The sequence below is a fragment of the Dellaglioa algida genome (genome assembly GCF_030127605.1).
GTDB classification, from domain to species: domain Bacteria; phylum Bacillota; class Bacilli; order Lactobacillales; family Lactobacillaceae; genus Dellaglioa; species Dellaglioa algida.
Genome location: NZ_JANXLE010000003.1, coordinates 114,353 through 134,179, shown reverse-complemented (window position 1 = coordinate 134,179; position 19,827 = coordinate 114,353). Strand labels below are relative to the sequence as shown.

The window sequence follows — 19,827 nt, the reverse complement described above, 5'->3', positions numbered from 1 at the left end:
CCTGAACTGTTATTTTTTATGCTGTTTATTTTTTTTCTTATTTCTTCGTTTTTTCTTTGTCGATCTGCCCGTGTATTGATCAACTAAGATATTCAAACGACTTGATTGTTCCTCAACCTCACCGTGTCGCATAATAGCAATTGACGCGTTAAGAACGGCACCCAACATAATTATCCACGCGCCAAAATTTAACCAGAATAACATAATCATAACGGTCCCAATGGCCCCATAGCTACTGAATGAACCCCCAAAGTATCGGACATAGATGGAAAAGACTTGCGTTAACATAATCCATCCAAACGTTGTCAGAACTGTTCCAGGTATAACGGCCCTAAACCTTAGCTTCACGCTCGGTACAATCCGATATAACAATAAAATAATAATAAAAATACCGATTAAAGCAACCGGCCATTTAACCGTTGTAATAACCGTCAAAATGGCTCCCGGAAGATGAAATATTGGCGTTAAAAATTCAACAACCATCTGACCAAACCCAAGGAACAAAATAATGGCACCTAAAGTTGCAACTAAAGCAATCGTCAATATTAAGGATGCGATACGCCCAATAATAGCATTCTGTTTGGTTTCAACACCATAGGCTTGGTTAAACCCTTTCTTCAAGGCATTAATCCCTTTGCTTGTCGTCCATAGCGTTACAATGGCCCCAATTGATAATAATCCACCATTTCCATTATTCAGGAATGATTCAATTAATGGTGCCAATATTTTGTAGATTGCGGATGGCATGACAAGTTTTAAATATTCCAGAATGACGGTTACTCTTAAATGAAGCAATGGTAATAAATTTCCGATAAAAATAATGGCTGGAAAAATTGATAACAACGTATAATACGCAATAATAACCGAGGAATTACTCACGTCGGCGTTAATGAATTGCGTTTGAAATGTTTTGATAAATTGTAAGCATCTATTCTTCATGTGATTCCTCCGAGATTTGTATCCATGAAATAAATTGTATCACATTTAGGCAAAAAAATAGATTGGGTCATCGTTATCAACCCAATCTTTTAATTTAATTATAATTTTTTAGATAGTTCTTTGATGTATTCTCTCAATTCATCTTTAACTTCTGGATGTTTTAATCCGAAGTCGATACTTGTTTTTAAATAACCAAATTTATTACCGACATCATAACGATCACCCTTAAATTCATGCGCAAAAACACGTTGAACTTTATTTAAGCGGTCAATTGCGTCAGTTAATTGAACTTCGTTACCTTCACCGGGTTTTTGTGTCTCCAACATACCAAATATTTCTGGTGTTAATAAGTAACGACCAATGATTGCTAAATCACTTGGTGCATCGTCAACTGCTGGTTTTTCAACAAATTTTTCAACATCGAATAATCCTTTTGACACTTCACTTTTAGGCGCAATGACCCCATATTTTGAAACTTCTTTATGTGGGACTTCCATTACGGCAAGTGTTGAAGCGTGCGTTTCATCGTAACGATTCATTAATTGTTTTGTTAATGGCACTTTGTCTTGCATAATGTCATCACCCAACATAACAACGAATGGTTCATCACCAACAAAATCTTTAGCCATTAAAACGGCATCACCTAAACCTCTAGGATGTGATTGACGAATGAAAAACAAGTTAATATCTGTTGTTTCTTCAACGATTTTTAATAACTCCGTTTTACCTTTAGCCGCAAGGTTAGCTTCTAATTCAGGAACGGAATCAAAATGATCTTCGATTGGTCGTTTCCCTTTTCCGGTAACAATTAAAATATCTTCAATTCCGGCCGCTCTTGCTTCTTCAACAATGTATTGAATCGTTGGCTTATCAACGATTGGTAACATTTCCTTGGCCATTGCCTTTGTTGCTGGTAAGAATCTCGTTCCCAATCCCGCTGCAGGTATAATTGCTTTTCTAACTTTCATTATTTACTTCTCCTTTTATTTCGTTCTTTATGGCTTAATAAAGAATCTCATTATTTTAATAAACTTAACTTCGAGCGTCATTGTTAAATAGAATTTATTTTTTAAATATTATTTTAAGTTTATTAATAACACTATAATTTTACCATGAATTATCCGAATTACCACAAAAAAAAAGAGAATCGCTTTAAATTAAGTAAGCGATTCCCATTTCTATTTATTTTACAAATATTTTGCGTCAAACTCTGGATCTTGAGATGTTAATATTTTAGGACCATCTTTTGTGATGACAATAACATGTTCATATTGACATGAAAGACTGCCATCAGCCGTTCTTGCAGTCCAGCCATTAGGATCGTCACTCTCTGATTCCCAACCCCCAACGTTAATCATGGGTTCAATCGTAATTGTCATGCCTTCTTTAAGACGTAAACCTTTACCAGCTTGACCGTAATGAGGAACCGAAGGACTTTCATGCATTGTTGGGCCGATGCCATGTCCAACAAATTCACGAACATCCCCATATCCCATTTGATCTTCAGTATAGGTTTGGATGGCGTTACCGATATCGCCAATACGGTTACCAATAACGGCTTGATCAATACCTAGGTAGAGTGCCTTATGTGTTACTGCCATTAACTTATCAATCTCTGGTGTTGATTCACCAACGACGTAACTCCAGCAAGAATCACTCATCGCACCATGCAAGCTAACAACGGTATCAACTTTAACTAAGTCGTTATCTTTTAAAATTAAGCCTTTACGAGGGAAGGCATGACAGATTTCGTCATTGATACTAACACAAGTTGCGTATTTGTAACCTTCAAACCCGATTTGTTCAGCAATACCACCATGACTTTCAATATATTTACGTGAGAAAGTTTCAATTTCCCAGCTTGAGATACCTGGTTTGATAATATCGCGTAAACCTTTGTGCATACCAGCAATAATAGCACCTGAAGCACGCATTTCTTCAATTTCGCGTTCTGATTTTAATGTAATCATTTAATTTGTTTCCTCCTATTTAAATAATTCTTCTAAACTATTATACCGCAATTGTTGAAAATTTGTTACGAGATGCTTAATTCCTTTCACAATCAATTTCTTATCTGATATACTTTGAATAATATTTAATTATGGAAGAAGGAATTTAGTTTGGTTTCAGCTAAAGTTATTTTTGCAACAATTACAGGTAATAATGAAGACGTTGCCGATATTATTACAGAAGCACTCGAAAATTTAGGTGCAACAGTTGAGATGGAAGAAATCTCACAATCAGATGCATCAGATTTAAATAACTTCGATATTGGTATTGTGGTTCCTTATACTTACGATGAAGGTTCTCTTCCCGATGAAGGACTTGATTTCTATGAAGATTTACAAGAACTTGATTTAACTGGAAAATTATTTGGTGTTGCCGGATCTGGTGATACATTCTACGCAGAGTACTTCGCTACCGCCGTTGATGACTTTGGTACGGCTTTTGAAGAAGCTGGTGCAACTAAAGGCTCAGCTAATCTAAAAATAGATTTAGCACCTGAAGAAGAGGATATCGCCAACCTAGAGATATTTGCAAAGGAATTATTCGATAAAGCGAATACTAGTGAGGATTAATAGATGAAAAAAATTAATGAGCTATTTCGAGCGCACTACGCATTAATTTCATATTTAATTTTTGGTGGGTTAACAACCTTAATTAATATCATTACTTTTGTTATTTTCCAATCATATCTTGGCGTGAATTATCAATTTGCGAACGTAATTGCTTGGTTCGTTTCCGTTGTTTTTGCATTTGTAACTAATAAGCTTTGGGTATTTGGCTCCAAAAATGTTAATTTTTCAGGTTTTATACGAGAAATTTTATCCTTCTTTGGATTTAGAATTTTATCCTTAGTAATCGATCAATTAATTATGACAATTGGCGTCTCTGTCTTACACTTAGATGCGGCGCTCGTTAAATTATTTGATCAAGTATTCATTGTTTTAATTAACTACGTTTTCAGCAAGTTATTCATCTTTAAAAAATCATAAAATAAACTTATTAAATTTACTAGGGGGCACCACTTATGACAAACAAAGTTCTTTCAATTGTCGTTCCATGTTATAACGAACAAGAATCCATCCCACTTTTTTTTGATGCAGTTGAAAAAGAATCAGTTAACTTACCAAATGTGGCATTAGAATATTGGTTTATTAACGATGGCTCATCTGACAATACGCTTAAAGAAATGCGTAAATTACAAAAAGCGCACCCAGAAACGGTTCATTATGCATCGTTTTCTCGTAATTTCGGTAAAGAGGCTGCTTTATATTGCGGTCTTCAAAAAGCAACTGGAGACTACGTCACGGTTATGGACGTTGATTTACAAGATCCAACTAGCTTCTTACCTAAAATGTTAGCTATTCTAGAAGATCCTGAAAATGATTACGACTGTGTGGGTACACGCCGAACAACTCGTGAGGGTGAACCCGTTATTCGTTCTGCCTTTGCGACTCTTTTCTATAAGTTAATTAACCGTATTTCAGATACTGAAATTGTTAATGGTGCCCGCGACTACCGCCTAATGACACGTCAAATGGTTGATGCTGTCTTATCGATGTCTGAATACAATCGTTTCTCAAAAGGTATTTTTAGTTGGGTTGGTTTTAACACAAAATACTTAGAATATACAAATCAAGAACGCGTTGCTGGTAAAACAAGTTGGAATTTCTGGGGATTATTCAAATACTCTTTAGATGGCATTATCGCTTTCTCAGAAGCACCTCTTTCAATTGCTACTTTTGTCGGATTTCTATCATTTGTTGGTTCTCTTTTCGCTATTATCTTTATTATTATTAGAGCCTTGATTTACGGAGACCCAACGGCTGGCTGGCCATCAACTATCTCAATTGTTTTAATGATGGGTGGTATTCAACTTTTCTGTATCGGGATTCTTGGTAAATACTTAGGTAAAATTTTCTTAGAGGTTAAAAATCGTCCTATTTATATTGTAAAAGAATCAGATATATTTAGTTCAAAAAAGAATTAGTTACAGGAGGATTCTGGTTATGTATAAGTTTCACTTCGATCTTAAAAAATCAAAAATGATGTACCTTTATTATCTTATTATTTTTGCAATTTTAGCCGGTCTTATTTTTGGGACTTACAAAATATCTGGATATTCTTTAATTCAAAGTCATGATCCTGCAGAACAACATCTACCTATACTAGAAAATTATCGTCAGCTCCTTGGTAATTTCATTACCCACCCTTTCCAACCATTAAAAATGTGGTCTTGGAACTTAGGTATCGGGGCCGATCAATTTCAAACATTCGCTTATTATGTTATTGGCGATGTTTTTGCTTATATTACGTTATTATTTCCCTCAAGTGCCGTGGTAACTGTTTATCAGTTCACACTCGTCTTGAGGTTATTTTGTGTTGGTTTATCTTTTATTTTCTTTGCACGACATTTCAAACTAAGTACTAGCGCAATTTTAACAGGAACGTTCATTTACCAGTTCACGTCATTTTCACTTTATTCGTCTGTCATGCAACCATTTTTTCTAACACCTTTTATTATTTTTCCGCTGTTAATTATTGGTATTGAGAAAATTCTACAAGGGGCTAGACCTCACTTCTTTATTCTCGTGTTAACTTGGACGTTCATCAGTAACTTCTATTTTTCCGTCGTTTTAGGTATCGGTGCACTGCTATACCTCATCTTACGTTACGTTATTTACTACCGAAAACGGTTGACATTTTTTAAAACAGCCGCCATTTTCTTGTTTAGTGCCATAACTAGCCTACTAGTTTCATCAATCATGTTATTACCTGCTATGATTTCCGTGTTAGATTCGACACGATCTGGTGGTTTATTCGCTAATGGATTAAAGGTCTTCCCTATCTATTACTATATTAATCTTCCCGCCCAACTAATTGCGAGCGGCCAGTCGACCTTTTGGACCAAATTCGGATTTAGCAGTTTTGCCGTTTTAGCGATTATTCACATTATTTACAATCGTAAGAAATATCCATTATTAATAACGACTTTTATAATGGGTTTAATTATGCTTTTATTTCCATTATTTGGGGCCTTATTTAATGGTTTTCAAGCACCTTCCAACCGCTGGATTCTCTTGTTATTTGTCCCAGTCGCATTAAGTAGTTCATTATTCATTGATAGCCTTAAAAAAATGGACCTAGCGGAACTTAAATTTATGGGGAAATGTCTTGTTGGTTATTTAATATTAGTTACCGTTCCTTTTTACATTAACGGTGAGACAGAAATTTTTATCCCTATCATTTTTTTAATTTCTTTCTTTGCAATTATTTTGTTATATCGTCAACGACGTTATTCCGGGCGAATCTTATTAAGTTTGGTTCTCTTAAACCTGGCTGCCACTGGAATTTCTTATGCTTCTCCATTCACAAATACATTCAGTCATACCTTAATGCCCAGTGATGGATACCAATCTTTGTCAAAAAATATTTTTGCCGATTTAGACAAGGACATCCCTAAATCTAATGCGTTTCGCGTTTCAACAATTAGTCGCAACTACAATTTTGGCGCTGATTTTATGTTACGCAATAATTTAAATCCTGATGTAAATCTCATTAATTCTTACTATTCCATCCAGAATGGTTCCTTGAGTACTTTTTCAAATAATCTCCAAAATTCGCAGTATAACAATAATGTTCCCCTTGAAAACTTCGATGATCGAACGATTGCGAATAACTTTTTAGGTGTAAAATATCTTTTCACAAAATCAGGTGAATTAAATGACACAAAAATTCCTTATGGTTATCACCTGAGTCGCTCTAACCTTTCAAAGGACAAAACTGAACAAACAAATCTTTATGAGACGCAGAATAATTTTCCATTAATATATTGGCAACCTAATGTCATTTCAGATGCTCGTTATACTAAGTTATCAGCCTCAAATAAAGAACGCCAGTTATCAAAAGTGGTTAGTATTGCTGATACTTCTGATTTCAAACAAAATGAACCGGTATCTGATGTCAAAAACGTCTCCTTTACGGTTGAAAAAACGACAAATACGGGTCAACTGAACGAGTCAACTATACCCGTCATTGGCAATGAATATCACAATAACCCTGTTTTGGATACTTACCACATAAAAATTAAAGATGCTAAAAAATATCAGAATTCTGAATTACATGTTTCTTTAACTAATATTAAACACGAGGCACTATCTGTTAAAGATCAAATGAAGTTGGCCGTTCTAAATAACAAAATAGGTTCTGACAAACAGCTATTAGATACAAACGCATCATTGGCCTCACAAAAGTCACTCAGCAAACAATTAACAACAGGTTCTTCAGGCACCAGTTATTCCATCGGTCTCAAGTCCAAAAAAACAACAAATAAGATTAAACAATTAGGTGTTGATAATCTCTCTTTCTTCAAGATATTGTCTGATACTACTTTGAATATGGGTTATCAAAAAAAGATGCCCGAAAGTTTGGAGTTACTTCTATCGAATTCAGGTACTTACTCATTCAAAATTAAAGTTACCGCCGTACCACTTGGTAAGACCTACATGAATGAAGTGAAAACTATTCAAAAAAATAAACTGCATTCTTTAAAATTTTCAACAAATAAAGTTGGCGGTTCAATGACAACTAAAGAACCAGGTATCTTAACTTCTTCCATCCCTTACTCTGAAGGTTGGACAGCAACAGATAATGGTCATACCGTTCCAGTCATTAAAACAAATGAAGCGTTTATTGGCCTAAAATTACAAAAAGGGACTCACCATATTGTTTACAGTTACAAAACACCTGGGTTGACCACTGGTGCTGTACTCAGCGTCCTTGGGTTGCTCATTTGGTTTGTGTCAATCCTTGTACCCATTGCTTGGGCTCGTTTTAAAAATCATTAGTCTTTATAGAAATTTTGGGGGATTTATATTTTGGTAAGTAAGTTTAGCTATCTAAAAAATCACGGACCCGTTCTCGGTGTGATTTCTGCAGTAAGTTTATTTTTAGTTTTACCTCAAATACTTAATCACAGCTTAATATTAGGTGGTGATTCTTTATTTCATTTCAATCGCATCTACGATATATACATGCAATTTAAAACGGGAAATTTTAGTTATTTCCAGTCAAACTACGGATTTTTACAAAGCGGTCGTATCATTAATGCACTGTACGGTCCGGGTTTTGCTTACCTTTTAGGTGCACTCTTAGTTCTTGTACACAACTGGATCAACTTTCAAATTATAACGTCATTCTTCGCTTTTTTCATTAGTGGTTATACTATGTTTTTTTTATCCAGAGAGATGGGATCAACAAAAAAAATATCCTTACTTACGGCTACCCTTTTTATGGGTAGCTTTTGGATTACTAGATGGTCGACCAATCAATCCTTCATGACCTGGGGCGTTATGCTCATGCCCTTGATTGTTCTAATTGGTATTAAAATGCTTAAAAACGATTCCGAGAGCTTGCATGTTCTCCCCCTTGCATTAATCTTTTCACTGTTAATTCAGGTTCACGTATTAAGCACTTTAATGTCGATTATCGTTTTAGGTATCTTTTTCATATTTAGTATGATTAAAAACAAAAAAAGAAATCAACTTTTATTAAAATGTTTTTTTGCGGGAATGTTGACGTTACTTCTTACATTTAACGTTTGGGGGGCAATGTTAGACGTCTTCGGTTCTGAAAAGCTCTATTCTCCATTTTCAGAACTCAGTATGTCCAATTTTACAACCGATATCTCTGTATCAACTTACGATACTACACATATAGGATTTGTTTTAAGTCTTATTTTTCTTCTACAAATTGGTTTATATTTTTTTAAAAGTGTTAAATTTACAACCCCTAATAAAGTAGTCACTATCCTTGGTACGTTTTTTTTAATTTTATCATCAACCCTTATTCCATGGACTAAATTAAGTAATATCATTCCCCAACTGCAGAGCTCTTTACAATTTCCATACCGTTTCATCGGGTTTGCTACAGTTTTATTACTAGCAGGGTTTGGAGCAACTATTACTTCACTATCATCCCTACGACTAAAAAAATATTTTGAAATTTTCATGATCATATTAAGTGGTTTTATATTATTCCAATCCTATACGGACTTACAAAATAAAAGCGCACTATGGAACACAGATCGCCCTATTATTTCTAAATCACTTAATGATTTTAAGAGCGATTATAGCAATGAACAAATTAAAAATATTTTTGTTTCCTCAAACCTGGAAAAAGGCCTTCAGATAGTTACAAATGAATCATCTGACTACCTACCTAAATACTATTCTGCCGACGACGCTTCATATAACCAGCGTGGTACAAATGGATACCGAAATAAAGGGGATTCTGAGGCCTATACCGCATACGGTAAATATATTAATCGGAATACATCGGCCATTACTACACAGGTCGTAAACGATAAACTTATTATTTCTTGGAATGCCATAAAAAAAACAGATAAAATACAATTACCAATTGTTATTTATGCAAATTCATTAATAACTTTAAATAACCATCATTTAAATAAAGATAAAATGACATTATCAATAATTGGAACTCCAACTATTACCTCGCCAAAAGCGGGTAAGAATACATTAATTTTGTCATATCATTCAAATTTAATCACGATGAAAAGTATACTTGTTGTAATTTCTGCTTGGATAATCAGTGTTATAGCGCTCATCATTCTCACCATGAAAAAAAGGTACAAACCAGATCTTTAGTAGCGTAACGATTGCTACTACTCAATCTTAGGTAAGTTTATTACTTAAAATTATTATTGTTTCATAATAATAAAAATGATATTCTTATTGTTTGATAAATTAAATAAATTTTCGGGGAGTTAATATTTTGGTAAATAAATTTAAACACTTAAAAAGTAATTGGGCTATATTCGGCGTCATCTTTGCACTAAGTCTATTTTTGGTTCTACCTCAATTACTCAATCATAGTTTAGTTTTGGGCGGGGACTCACTATTTCATTTTAATCGTATCTATGATACTTACATGCAGTTTAAAACCGGTAACTATAGTTATTTTCAGTCTAATTATGGTTTTCAGCAAAGTGGCCGAATGGTTAATGCACTATATGGACCCGGAATGGCCTACTTACTGGGTTCTTCATTACTTGTGCTACAGAGTTGGATAAAATTTGAAGTTATAACCTCTTTTTTTATCTTCTTTGTAAGTGGTTATTCAATGTACTTCTTATCAAGAGAATTGAATTCAACGAAAAAAATTTCATTATTAACAGCCAGCCTTTTTATGGGGAGCTTCTATGTTACACGCTGGTCATTTGATCAGAACTTCATGACTTGGGGCGTCATGTTGATGCCATTAATCGTTTTAATTGGTATTAAAATGATTAAAAATAATGCACAGGATCTTAAGATACTTTCTTTAACATTAATTGTTTCATTAATGATTCAAATTCACCTACTAAGTGCTTTAATGTCAATCTGGGTGTTAACCGTTTTCTTCATTATTGGCTTTATTCAAACTAATCAAAAATTACAACTCTTTTTAAAATGTCTCTTTGCTTCTTTGTTATCGTTACTTTTAACGTTCAACGTCTGGGGGAGTATGTTAGATATCTTCACAACTAATAAATTGTATACAACATTTGCGCATGCAAATATGTCCAGTTCAACCATGAACCTCTCTACGGCGAATTATAGTCCATTACAAATTGGCTTGGTAATGAGCCTTATTTTTATATTACAAATTGTATTACTATTTTCGAAATGGCAGGAAATATCATTGGCTAATAAGACGGTCACTATTTTGGGCATTTTCTTCCTTATCTTAACTTCAAGTCTTGTTCCTTGGAACAGATTAGCCGTTTTAATTCCACCACTTCAAAATTTCTTACAATTTCCTTTCCGATTCGATAGTTTTGCCACTGTCTTACTTCTTGCCGGATTCGGTGCCACAATTTCCACAATATCTTTACCAGGAGCAATTAAAAATGGTGAACTCTTTTTAATTATTGGAAGTATTTTCATATTGGGACAATCATATATTGATATTCAACATCAAAATGAAATATGGAATTCAGATAACCCAGTTGCCAATAAAGGTAACATGGTATTTTCAAATCATCCAAGTAGTAAACAAATTAAAAATGCATTCACCAGTAATGATCTGTCAAAAGGTCTAATACTCGCTAAAAAAATAGCTCCTGATTACCTACCCAACAATAACTCTAAGAAAATAGATTTTCATAATGATACCTATATAAAAGACGTCATCAATCATGAACCCTATGTTGAAAAAGTAGTAACGGATGAAGGTAATTTAAATCTTAAATGGGTTGCAGCTAAAAAAGGAGAAAAAATCTCCTTACCTATCGTGCTTTACAGTAATTCGGAGATTACACTAAATGGTAAAAAACTTAGAATGCAAGATATTAAGTTATCATCACTAAGTAGCCCAACTGTTAAATCAACTCAAAAAGGGATAAATACATTAACCCTTGGCTATCATTCAAAAATAATTACTAAAGCAAGTTTAACCACAGTTATTTTAGCCTGGATAATCAGCATTCTGGCCGCCATTACGTTAACTTTCAAGAAATCTAAAAAAGAAATCAGTTAACTCAAAATTAAAAACTGGCATCCATACATTATGGGTGCCAGTTTTTAATTTCAATTCATTGTATTTAATCTCGTCGCTTATACTCATATGCGCCAATACTAATATCAAATCATTAAATATTATATTTTTCCGTTAAATAATAAAATATAAATCCATTATTAAGTAAGCCTTTCCATTGAACTCCGGTTTACGTTAACGCAATATATTTAATATCCCCCTCTATTCTTTTATAAAAAAATTTTATGTAATTGATTTAAATGTATGATAGAATATTAAAATACTTTGGAAAAGGAGAATTACAATTGAAAGAAAAAACTTTAGTTGTTACTAATGGGATTGTTGGTTTAATCGGGGGAATATTTTTAATTTTTGCACCTATATTTTTAGCTGGAAGTGTTGTGTCAGATGCTGTTTCTAGTGTCAATCATGATACAATATCAGCGTCTTCAACTTCAGGCGCTTCAGTATTCATTCTTATCGTTAAAGTTGCGGTATTAGTTTTAGGAATTATGGGCGCAGTTAAGTTCAAAAATTCAGATAAAATTGCTGCTGCACCAAGCGTTTTATTAATTGTTGGTGGCGCCGTTTCTATGGTTCCATTCTTAGGCTGGGCTGGCGGAATTGTTACAATCGTCGGTGGTTCAATTTACTTAGCTAACATTAAAAAATTCAACGATTAACATTTAAATCTTAATAAAAATAAGGCGTAATTTCGATATTCCATCGAAATTACGCCTTTTATTGTATTTAAATATGTGGCAAGTCACCGGCAAAAAAATTAATTATATCAGAACATCCCCGATAATTAAAAAACGCCTTTATGAATAGACAGGAATTTATCTCTAGCCTGTCCATACTTAAAGGCGTTCGCTAAAATGCATCTTGTCACTATACGTACTTTTCTATCTAATCTTTTTGTAAAATGTCGCGAACTTTAGTTGATAATAAATCAATTGCAACGGTATTTGCGCCACCTTCTGGCACAATGATATCTGCATAACGTTTAGTTGGTTCAATGAACTGGTTATACATTGGTTTAACCGTCTTAACATATTGATTAATAATTGATTGTAATGAACGATCACGTTCTTTCATATCGCGGGTAATACGACGAATAATACGTAAATCATCATCCGTATCAACAAAAACTTTAATATCCATCAAATTTCTGAGTCTTTCATCCCCAAGGATTAAGATTCCTTCAACGATAATAACATCTTGTGGTTCCGTTTTGATTGTTTCACTTGAACGCGTGAACTTTGTGTAATCGTAAACTGGCATATCAATTGCTTCATTATTTAGCAACTGTTCTAAATCACTAATCATGCGATCATTATCAAAAGCAAGCGGATGATCGTAATTAACTGCCTTACGGTCGTCCATGCTCATATCAGCTTGATCATTGTAATACGTATCTTGCTGTAAAATCATGATTGATTCACCAGCTAATTGTGAATAAATGGCGTTACTAACTGTTGTTTTACCACTACCAGTACCACCGGTTACACCAATAATAATGGGACGTTTTGTTCGTTTACTCATGCTTTAGAAATCCTCCATTTATTCGAAACGTTCTGGTTCTTGCTGACTATCTCCAAGTTGGTAAGCAATCGCATCTAGAATTCGTTTAGCAGCTTGCCCATCCCCATAAGGATTTTTCGCATTTGCCATTCGTTCGTACTCTCTCTTATCAGTTATCAATGATATCATGGTTTCTTTAACTTTTACAGGGTCAGTTCCGACTAACTTCAAGGTACCTGCGTCGACACCTTCTGGACGTTCTGTATTATCACGCAAAACGAGTACTGGTTTACCAAGCGATGGTGCCTCTTCTTGCACACCACCGGAATCTGTCATAATAAAATAACTTTTAGCCGCCAAGTTATGGAAATCAACCACATCAAGCGGTTCAATCAAATGAATACGAGCTTCATTCCCCAAAATAGCATCAGCTAAATCTTTGACGACTGGATTTAAATGGACGGGATACACAACTTCAACGTCCGGTTGGTCATTCACAACTTCTTTGATGGCTTCGAAAACACGGCGCATGGGTTCACCTTGATTTTCACGGCGATGCATCGTTAACAAAATCATCTTATTTTCAGGATTAACTGATGTTAGAACATCGTGATTGTATTCTTTTTGAACGGTTTGTTTCAAGGCATCAATTGCCGTATTACCCGTTACAAAAATAACATTCTTTGCATGATTTTCTAATAATAGATTGGCTTCACTTTGTGAGGTTGGTGCAAAATACATGTCTGCTAAAACGTCGGTCAATTGACGATTCATTTCTTCTGGAAATGGGGAATATTTATCCCAGGTTCTGAGTCCCGCTTCAACGTGCCCAATCGCAACTTGGTTATAAAAGGCAGAAATGCTTGCGGCAAAAGTTGTCGTTGTATCGCCATGAACTAGGATAATATCTGGTTGTTCTTTTTTAATAACGTCATCTAGTTTCTGCAAAACATTGCGTGTCGTATCGCTCAATGTTTGGTTAGCATGCATGACGTTCAGATCATAATCTGGTGTAATTTTAAATATTTCTAAAACTTGGTCCAACATTTGACGATGTTGTGCCGTCACAACGGTCACCATATCAAATTCTGTAGATCGTTCTTTTAATTCTAAGATAACTGGTGCCATTTTGATTGCTTCCGGACGCGTACCGAACACTGTCATCACTTTCACTTTTTTCATGATTGGCCTCCTCAATAATGATTCTATCTAACAGTATACCAAAGAAACGTTAAAATTCTGATTATGTTAACAAAAATTTAATTGCTAATCATTCATCATTTTCTCATTAATATGTTATCCTTACTTAATTAATAAATTTGGAGGTTTTGATATGTCAAAAATGAATTTTAAAGAACAACTTAAAAAGTATGCTGAATTAATCGTTAAGGTCGGTGTGAACGTGTCAAAAGGTCAAACCATTGTGCTACAAATTTCTGTTACACAACAAGAACTAGCACATTTAATCGTGGACCAAGCGTATGCTGCCGGTGCCAGTGAAGTAATCGTCAAATGGGCGGATAGTCATGTTGCAAAATCATTCCTTGAATTTGCGCCACTTGATCGTTTAGTGAACGTTCCTGGTTACACAACTTCTGAAGTCGAAGATTGGGTGGCTAAAAAAGCATCACGTATTTCAGTAATGTCAGATGACCCCGATGCGTTTGCTGGTATTTCTGCTGAAAAGATTGCCTCACGCCAAAAAGCCATGGGCCAAGCCTTACGTCCTTTACGTAAAGCAACTCAAAATAATGACGTTAGTTGGACTGTAGTGGCTGCTGCCGATACGGCTTGGGCAGAACTTGTTTTCCCAGAATTAAAAGGTGACGCAGCCGTATCACGTTTATGGGAAGAAATTTTCAAAACAACTCGAATTGATCAAGCTGATCCAATAAAAGCTTGGCACCAACATGATTTAAAATTACGGACAAAAGCAGAAGAATTGAATCAGGAACAGTTTTCTGCCTTACATTACGTTGCTCCAGGGACTGATATCGTAATTGGCCTACCCAAGAACCATTTGTGGGAAGGTGCAGGTTCATTTGATGCACAAGGGTTTGAATTTATGGCAAATATGCCAACTGAAGAAGTCTTCACCGCCCCTGATTCTAGACGGATTGATGGCTACATTTCTTCAACGAAACCCTTAAGTTACGCAGGAACAACTTTAAGTGGCATGAAATTCACTTTTGAAGCGGGTAAAGTCGTTGAAGCAACTGCCGAACAAGGCGAGGACGTTTTACAACACTTGCTTGCTACTGATGATGGCGCCAAATCATTGGGCGAAGTTGCTTTAGTCCCAGACCCTTCTCCAATTTCACAATCAGGAATAACATTCTACAACACATTGTTCGACGAAAATGCAAGTGATCATTTGGCACTTGGTTCTGCATACCCATTCTCAATCAAAAATGGCACAAAAATGAACGATAAAGAATTAGCGGATGCTGGTTTAAACTTAAGTCAAACGCACGTTGATTTCATGGTTGGTTCTGCTGACATGTCAATTGATGGTATTCGTGAGGACGGTAGTAAAGTTCCCGTTTTCCGTAATGGCGACTGGGCATAACTAGATAATAAAAAAGAAACTAACAGATTTTGTTAGTTTCTTTTTTATTAATCATTGCCCTAATTGGTTTAGTTGTAAATTTGCTTAAAAATAACCGTCCTATTAGCTTTTGACGAGATAACGGTTATTTTATAACATAAGTCTAGTCACCGTCTTTAACGGTTCTATAAGAGAAGTCCTGTTAACGCAGGGCTTCTTTTCTTTACGTCAGTATACCATCTAATTGTACGTTCTTTTATCCCAAATTATTTTTAAACTATACGTGTTTGTTGACTAATCTTGACTTTGTTTAATAAAACAGAACTTGTCACGACCGACAACGAGCTAAATGCCATAGCTAACCCTGCCAATTCTGGGCTAAGAACTAATCCAATTCCGTAAAATAAACCTGCGGCAACCGGGATTCCCAGCACATTATATACAAACGCCCAAAATAAGTTAAGTTTGATTCGATTCACTATTTTGTGACTCAAGATTAATGCACGATTAACATCACGAAGGTCATTTTTAACCAGAATAATTCCACCAGATTCAATTGCAATATCTGTGCCGGAACCCATCGAAATACCAACATCAGCCGTCGTTAAAGCGGGGGCATCATTAATCCCGTCCCCCACAAAGGCAACTTTACTCGTTTTTTGTAGCTCACGAATATGTGCAGCTTTATCTCCTGGAAGGACATCAGCCACTACTTCGTCAATCCCGACCTGGTTGGCAATTGATTGTGCAACGCGTTCATTATCTCCCGTTAACATAATGGTTTTAAGCCCACGTGCCTTCAACGCACTAATTGCAGCCTTCGAAGTTGCTTTGGGTTCATCTTGAATGGCCATTAATCCAACAACCTCATTCCCGCGTCCAACGAACACAACTGTTTTAGCTTCATCTTGTAATTGTTGCACTTTAACAGCCATTTCAGCATCAATTTGATAATCGCCTAATAACTTATCGTTACCAACAAATACTCGTTTCCCATCAAGCATTGCCTCAACACCCTTACCTTCAATCGCTCGAAATTCAGTTATTTTAGGTGGTATAATCTTATTTTCTGAAGCTCTAACCATAATGGCTGATGCTAGTGGGTGTTCTGATGACTCTTCTAAACTAGCCGCCAGTGAAAGAATGTCTTGTGGATCACCAATAATATCTGTGACAACTGGTTTACCAACCGTGATTGTTCCCGTTTTATCAAAAACAACCGTTTGTAAATCATTAGCTGCCTCAAGCACTTCCCCATTCTTAATTAAAATACCCATTTTTGCGCTTAATCCCGTCCCAACCATTAGGGCAGTCGGCGTTGCTAGTCCCAACGCGCAGGGACATGCGATGACAAGAACGGAAACGGCGAAAATTAGCGCGTTGGAAACTGTTGCACCGATAACCACATACCAAAATAGGAAAGTCATAATCGAAACAATTAACACCACCGGAACAAAAATATCTGAAACTTTATCCGTTAATTTTTGGATTGGCGCATGGCTTGTTTGCGCTTTTTTAACTAATTCCACAATTTGCGCGAGTAAGGTATCATCACCAATTTTTTCAGCACGGAATGTAAATGCACCATTACTATTAATGGTTGAACCGATTACTTTATCACCAACTTTTTTCATCACAGGCATACTCTCTCCTGTAACCATTGATTCATCAATCGTTGAAACACCTTCGATAATGACACCATCCACCGCCACTTTTTGACCCGGGCGGACGCTAATCACATCCCCAACAATAACTTCCGACAATGGAATTAATATCGTCTCACCATCACGAATAACCTCCGCATCTTTTGCCTGTAGATCAACTAATTTTTCAACTGCATTTGATGCGCTACTTCGCATACGTTCTTCAAAAACTTGACCAAGTAAAACGAACGTTATTACTAAAGCTGCACTTTCAAAGAAGACAGCATCATGAATGACCATTGCATAAATACTGTAGACATATGCCGTAATTGTCCCAATCGCAACCAGAGTGTCCATATTAGCGTGGTGTTTTTTAAAAGAGGCCCAGGCACTTCGCAGAAATGGCCCTGCCGCAACAACCATGATGATTGTCGTCAACCCAAATTGTAACCATTCACCACCTGGCATCATAACGCCAAACGGCATCAAAATCATATTCGCCAACATTGGCGTTGATAGGATTAATGCAATCCAGAACCTTTTCATCACTGACATTATTTCACCACCACTTTCCCAAACACCATATCCATTCCACAACTAAACGCATATTCTCCGACCCTATCCGTTGAGATAGTTATCGTTTGTGGTTTATTCAAAGGTAAATCTGTTTCAAAGTCCATTTCGCCGCTATGTATTGTCTCCAAACAGCCTTGCGTATTAATACGTGTCACTACAATTTCGGCGGGGATTCCTTGTTTTAATTCTATGACGCTAGGACTGTAATTACCTGCTACTGTTACCTGAACCTGCTGTTTCATTTTACTCATTATTAACCCTCCATAGATTTATTATTTTTCAATAATGACGTTGCCTCGGAACATATCCATACCGCACGCCCATTGAAATTTTCCAACTTGACTTGTATCAATTTCAATCGTTTCTATTTCACCTTTTGGTAATTCACGATTAATACCAAATTCCGGAAAAACGACGTGGTCTAAACAACTTGATGAATCTAATCGTTTGAAATTAAGTACAGCCGGAACACCCTGCTTCAAGATAACCGTCTCAACCGAATAGCCACCGTTAACCTCAATATCAACGCTTTGCGTGTCAGCCTTAACATCCGCAATCGCAGTTGACTGTTCATGCTTACCAAAAAACCACCAGATAATAAATCCGACCACCGTAATACCAATCATTGATACAATTAATTTTGACATTTTTCTTTCCTCTCAAATTAACGTTTAGTTAGTTTACAAATGTAAACAATAAACACATTGTAATTCTATCGTTTACACTTGTCAACAAAAAAAGAAGTTAACCCAGAAAATTTCTTTCCAAGTTAACTTCTTTTAAGTTTAATCTAAAACTTTTCCTTTAGTTTCATCGCCTAAAAAGAAAACTGCTGTTACGCCAAGCATAATGGCAACACAGAAAATTGTAAAAATACGGCCGACAGTAATCTGATTACTAATCAGATACCCAACTAATGCTGGTCCAACAATCCCACCAATTCGGCCGAACGAAGCCGCCATTCCTGTTCCTGTGCCCCGAATAATGGTTGGATATTGTTCAGGCGTGTAGGCATACATTACGCCCCACGCGCCGAGATTAAAAAATGAGAGTAGCGCGCCGTATGTAACTAACGCCCCAACACTCACGGCATTCCCGAAGAGAAAGGCAAATACTGCTGTTCCCAATAAATAACCGATTAAAACTGGCTTTCGCCCTAATTTCTCAATTAACCATGCTGCACTAAAATAACCCGGTAATTGTGCCAAGGTCATAATCATGACATAACCAAAACTATGCACAAGATCGAACCCCTTAATCACCATTACGCTGGGTAACCAGAGAAACATCCCATAGTAAGAAAAAACAACCGTGAACCATAGAATCCATAACATTAAAGTTTGACGACGGTATGCTTGAGACCAGACTTCTCGTATTGAGGTGAAAAATGACAGTCTCTGCGCTTTTCCGATAATCGCGGGTTCTTTTACATCTCTCATCCCCAAACGCATGAAAATCGCATAAATTGCCGTTAACGCAGTTCCAACCGCTGCTACACGCCAACCATATTTTGGAATGACAAATGTTGCTACAACGGCTGATACAATCCAACCGCCAGCCCAAAAACTCTCTAACAAAACGACAATTCGACCGCGTCTCTCGGGTGCAACATTTTCAGAAACAAGCGTTGACGCAACCGGTAATTCACCACCTAACCCGGCGCCGATTAAGAAACGCATAATTAAGAAAAATGATAAACCCGTTGCTAATGCCGACAACCCACTACCGATGGAGAAAAATAATAGCGTGACAATTAAAATAATTTTACGTCCCATACGATCAGCTAACATCCCAAAAATCAAAGCACCAACCGCCATTCCAATTGAGCTAACACTACCGATCCAACCCATTTGAACTTCTGATAACTGCCATTCTTTTTGAAGCGCTGTAATGATGAATGATAACAATCCCACATCCATGGCGTCAAATAACCATGCAAATCCGGCTACAGCCAGTAATTTGTGTTCTTTCTTTTTCTGAATATCCATCTGCTAGCATCTCTTCTCGTTTAATTTACGAGGGTGTCTTTACACCTTCTAAAGTAGAGTATGCCAA

At 36.0% G+C, this 19,827-nt stretch carries 17 protein-coding genes; 8 read left to right on the top strand and 9 right to left on the bottom strand.

The window, feature by feature from the left end:
- Nucleotides 1-9: 9 nt before the first annotated feature.
- The 3 genes from N0K73_RS03830 to map form a co-directional block, all read right to left on the bottom strand.
- Entirely contained in the window at nucleotides 10-939 is a 930-nt protein-coding gene (locus tag N0K73_RS03830; RefSeq protein WP_112250502.1) for a YihY/virulence factor BrkB family protein, read from the bottom strand.
- 98 nt (nucleotides 940-1,037) lie between these two features.
- Nucleotides 1,038-1,907, bottom strand: a complete 870-nt coding sequence (galU, locus tag N0K73_RS03825; protein WP_112250505.1) for a UTP--glucose-1-phosphate uridylyltransferase GalU — start codon at nucleotides 1,905-1,907, stop codon at nucleotides 1,038-1,040.
- 219 nt (nucleotides 1,908-2,126) lie between these two features.
- Nucleotides 2,127-2,909, bottom strand: coding sequence for a type I methionyl aminopeptidase (map, locus tag N0K73_RS03820; protein WP_057974396.1), 783 nt, complete (start codon nucleotides 2,907-2,909; stop codon nucleotides 2,127-2,129).
- 150 nt (nucleotides 2,910-3,059) lie between these two features.
- Here map and N0K73_RS03815 point away from each other — a divergent pair, with 150 nt between their 5' ends.
- The 7 genes from N0K73_RS03815 (at nucleotide 3,060) to N0K73_RS03785 (ending at nucleotide 12,164) form a co-directional block, all read left to right on the top strand.
- Nucleotides 3,060-3,518, top strand: a complete 459-nt coding sequence (locus N0K73_RS03815; RefSeq protein WP_112250507.1) for a flavodoxin — start codon at nucleotides 3,060-3,062, stop codon at nucleotides 3,516-3,518.
- A gap of 3 nt (nucleotides 3,519-3,521) precedes the next feature.
- Nucleotides 3,522-3,935 carry a GtrA family protein gene (locus N0K73_RS03810; RefSeq protein ID WP_112250509.1) on the top strand — a complete coding sequence of 138 codons (414 nt, stop codon included), beginning with the start codon at nucleotides 3,522-3,524 and terminating at the stop codon, nucleotides 3,933-3,935.
- Between the two features lie 35 nt (nucleotides 3,936-3,970).
- Nucleotides 3,971-4,933: a glycosyltransferase family 2 protein gene (locus N0K73_RS03805; protein ID WP_112250511.1), complete on the top strand. Its 963-nt coding sequence runs from the start codon at nucleotides 3,971-3,973 to the stop codon at nucleotides 4,931-4,933.
- 19 nt (nucleotides 4,934-4,952) lie between these two features.
- Nucleotides 4,953-7,790, top strand: a complete 2,838-nt coding sequence (locus tag N0K73_RS03800; RefSeq protein WP_112250513.1) for a YfhO family protein — start codon at nucleotides 4,953-4,955, stop codon at nucleotides 7,788-7,790.
- A gap of 30 nt (nucleotides 7,791-7,820) precedes the next feature.
- Entirely contained in the window at nucleotides 7,821-9,611 is a 1,791-nt protein-coding gene (locus N0K73_RS03795) for a putative glycosyltransferase family protein (protein ID WP_112250515.1), read from the top strand.
- Between the two features lie 127 nt (nucleotides 9,612-9,738).
- Nucleotides 9,739-11,484, top strand: coding sequence for a putative glycosyltransferase family protein (locus N0K73_RS03790; RefSeq protein WP_284068354.1), 1,746 nt, complete (start codon nucleotides 9,739-9,741; stop codon nucleotides 11,482-11,484).
- A gap of 302 nt (nucleotides 11,485-11,786) precedes the next feature.
- Nucleotides 11,787-12,164, top strand: a complete 378-nt coding sequence (locus N0K73_RS03785) for a hypothetical protein (RefSeq protein WP_057974403.1) — start codon at nucleotides 11,787-11,789, stop codon at nucleotides 12,162-12,164.
- Nucleotides 12,165-12,390: 226 nt separating this feature from the next.
- Here the strand turns inward: N0K73_RS03785 and udk are convergent, their stop codons facing one another.
- Together udk and wecB are read right to left on the bottom strand one after the other, a co-directional pair.
- Complete coding sequence (gene udk / locus N0K73_RS03780; protein ID WP_057974404.1) at nucleotides 12,391-13,026, bottom strand: uridine kinase; 636 nt, start codon at nucleotides 13,024-13,026, stop codon at nucleotides 12,391-12,393.
- A gap of 18 nt (nucleotides 13,027-13,044) precedes the next feature.
- Nucleotides 13,045-14,187: a non-hydrolyzing UDP-N-acetylglucosamine 2-epimerase gene (gene wecB / locus N0K73_RS03775; protein ID WP_057974405.1), complete on the bottom strand. Its 1,143-nt coding sequence runs from the start codon at nucleotides 14,185-14,187 to the stop codon at nucleotides 13,045-13,047.
- 151 nt (nucleotides 14,188-14,338) lie between these two features.
- Between wecB and N0K73_RS03770 the strand changes: the two genes are divergently transcribed.
- On the top strand, nucleotides 14,339-15,574 hold the full coding sequence (locus tag N0K73_RS03770; RefSeq protein ID WP_057974406.1) for an aminopeptidase: 1,236 nt from the start codon (nucleotides 14,339-14,341) through the stop codon (nucleotides 15,572-15,574).
- A 251-nt stretch (nucleotides 15,575-15,825) separates the two neighbouring features.
- On the opposite strand, the gene N0K73_RS03765 is transcribed toward N0K73_RS03770, so the two are convergent.
- The 4 genes from N0K73_RS03765 to N0K73_RS03750 all read right to left on the bottom strand — a co-directional run bounded on the left by N0K73_RS03765 (nucleotide 15,826) and on the right by N0K73_RS03750 (nucleotide 19,760).
- Nucleotides 15,826-17,751: a copper-translocating P-type ATPase gene (locus N0K73_RS03765; protein ID WP_112250519.1), complete on the bottom strand. Its 1,926-nt coding sequence runs from the start codon at nucleotides 17,749-17,751 to the stop codon at nucleotides 15,826-15,828.
- The gene (locus N0K73_RS03760) at nucleotides 17,751-18,023 is read right to left on the bottom strand and encodes a cupredoxin domain-containing protein (RefSeq protein ID WP_112250521.1); all 273 of its coding nucleotides are present in this window, start codon (nucleotides 18,021-18,023) and stop codon (nucleotides 17,751-17,753) included. Before N0K73_RS03760 ends, N0K73_RS03765 begins: the two co-directional genes overlap by 1 nt.
- Nucleotides 18,024-18,044: 21 nt before the next feature.
- On the bottom strand, nucleotides 18,045-18,419 hold the full coding sequence (locus N0K73_RS03755; RefSeq protein WP_057974409.1) for a cupredoxin domain-containing protein: 375 nt from the start codon (nucleotides 18,417-18,419) through the stop codon (nucleotides 18,045-18,047).
- A 138-nt stretch (nucleotides 18,420-18,557) separates the two neighbouring features.
- Nucleotides 18,558-19,760 carry an MFS transporter gene (locus N0K73_RS03750; protein ID WP_057974410.1) on the bottom strand — a complete coding sequence of 401 codons (1,203 nt, stop codon included), beginning with the start codon at nucleotides 19,758-19,760 and terminating at the stop codon, nucleotides 18,558-18,560.
- Nucleotides 19,761-19,827 lie beyond the last annotated feature (67 nt).

Excerpts from the sequence above, each read along its gene's own strand:
- N0K73_RS03830 (WP_112250502.1), bottom strand. The coding sequence starts at position 939 with ATGAAGAATAGATGCTTACAATTTATCAAAACATTTCAAACGCAATTC.
- N0K73_RS03805 (WP_112250511.1), top strand. The coding sequence starts at position 3,971 with ATGACAAACAAAGTTCTTTCAATTGTCGTTCCATGTTATAACGAACAA.
- N0K73_RS03765 (WP_112250519.1), bottom strand. The coding sequence starts at position 17,751 with ATGTCAGTGATGAAAAGGTTCTGGATTGCATTAATCCTATCAACGCCA.
- N0K73_RS03810 (WP_112250509.1), top strand. The coding sequence starts at position 3,522 with ATGAAAAAAATTAATGAGCTATTTCGAGCGCACTACGCATTAATTTCA.
- N0K73_RS03760 (WP_112250521.1), bottom strand. The coding sequence starts at position 18,023 with ATGAGTAAAATGAAACAGCAGGTTCAGGTAACAGTAGCAGGTAATTAC.
- N0K73_RS03750 (WP_057974410.1), bottom strand. The coding sequence starts at position 19,760 with ATGGATATTCAGAAAAAGAAAGAACACAAATTACTGGCTGTAGCCGGA.
- N0K73_RS03800 (WP_112250513.1), top strand. The coding sequence starts at position 4,953 with ATGTATAAGTTTCACTTCGATCTTAAAAAATCAAAAATGATGTACCTT.
- map (WP_057974396.1), bottom strand. The coding sequence starts at position 2,909 with ATGATTACATTAAAATCAGAACGCGAAATTGAAGAAATGCGTGCTTCA.
- galU (WP_112250505.1), bottom strand. The coding sequence starts at position 1,907 with ATGAAAGTTAGAAAAGCAATTATACCTGCAGCGGGATTGGGAACGAGA.
- N0K73_RS03770 (WP_057974406.1), top strand. The coding sequence starts at position 14,339 with ATGTCAAAAATGAATTTTAAAGAACAACTTAAAAAGTATGCTGAATTA.
- N0K73_RS03755 (WP_057974409.1), bottom strand. The coding sequence starts at position 18,419 with ATGTCAAAATTAATTGTATCAATGATTGGTATTACGGTGGTCGGATTT.
- wecB (WP_057974405.1), bottom strand. The coding sequence starts at position 14,187 with ATGAAAAAAGTGAAAGTGATGACAGTGTTCGGTACGCGTCCGGAAGCA.
- udk (WP_057974404.1), bottom strand. The coding sequence starts at position 13,026 with ATGAGTAAACGAACAAAACGTCCCATTATTATTGGTGTAACCGGTGGT.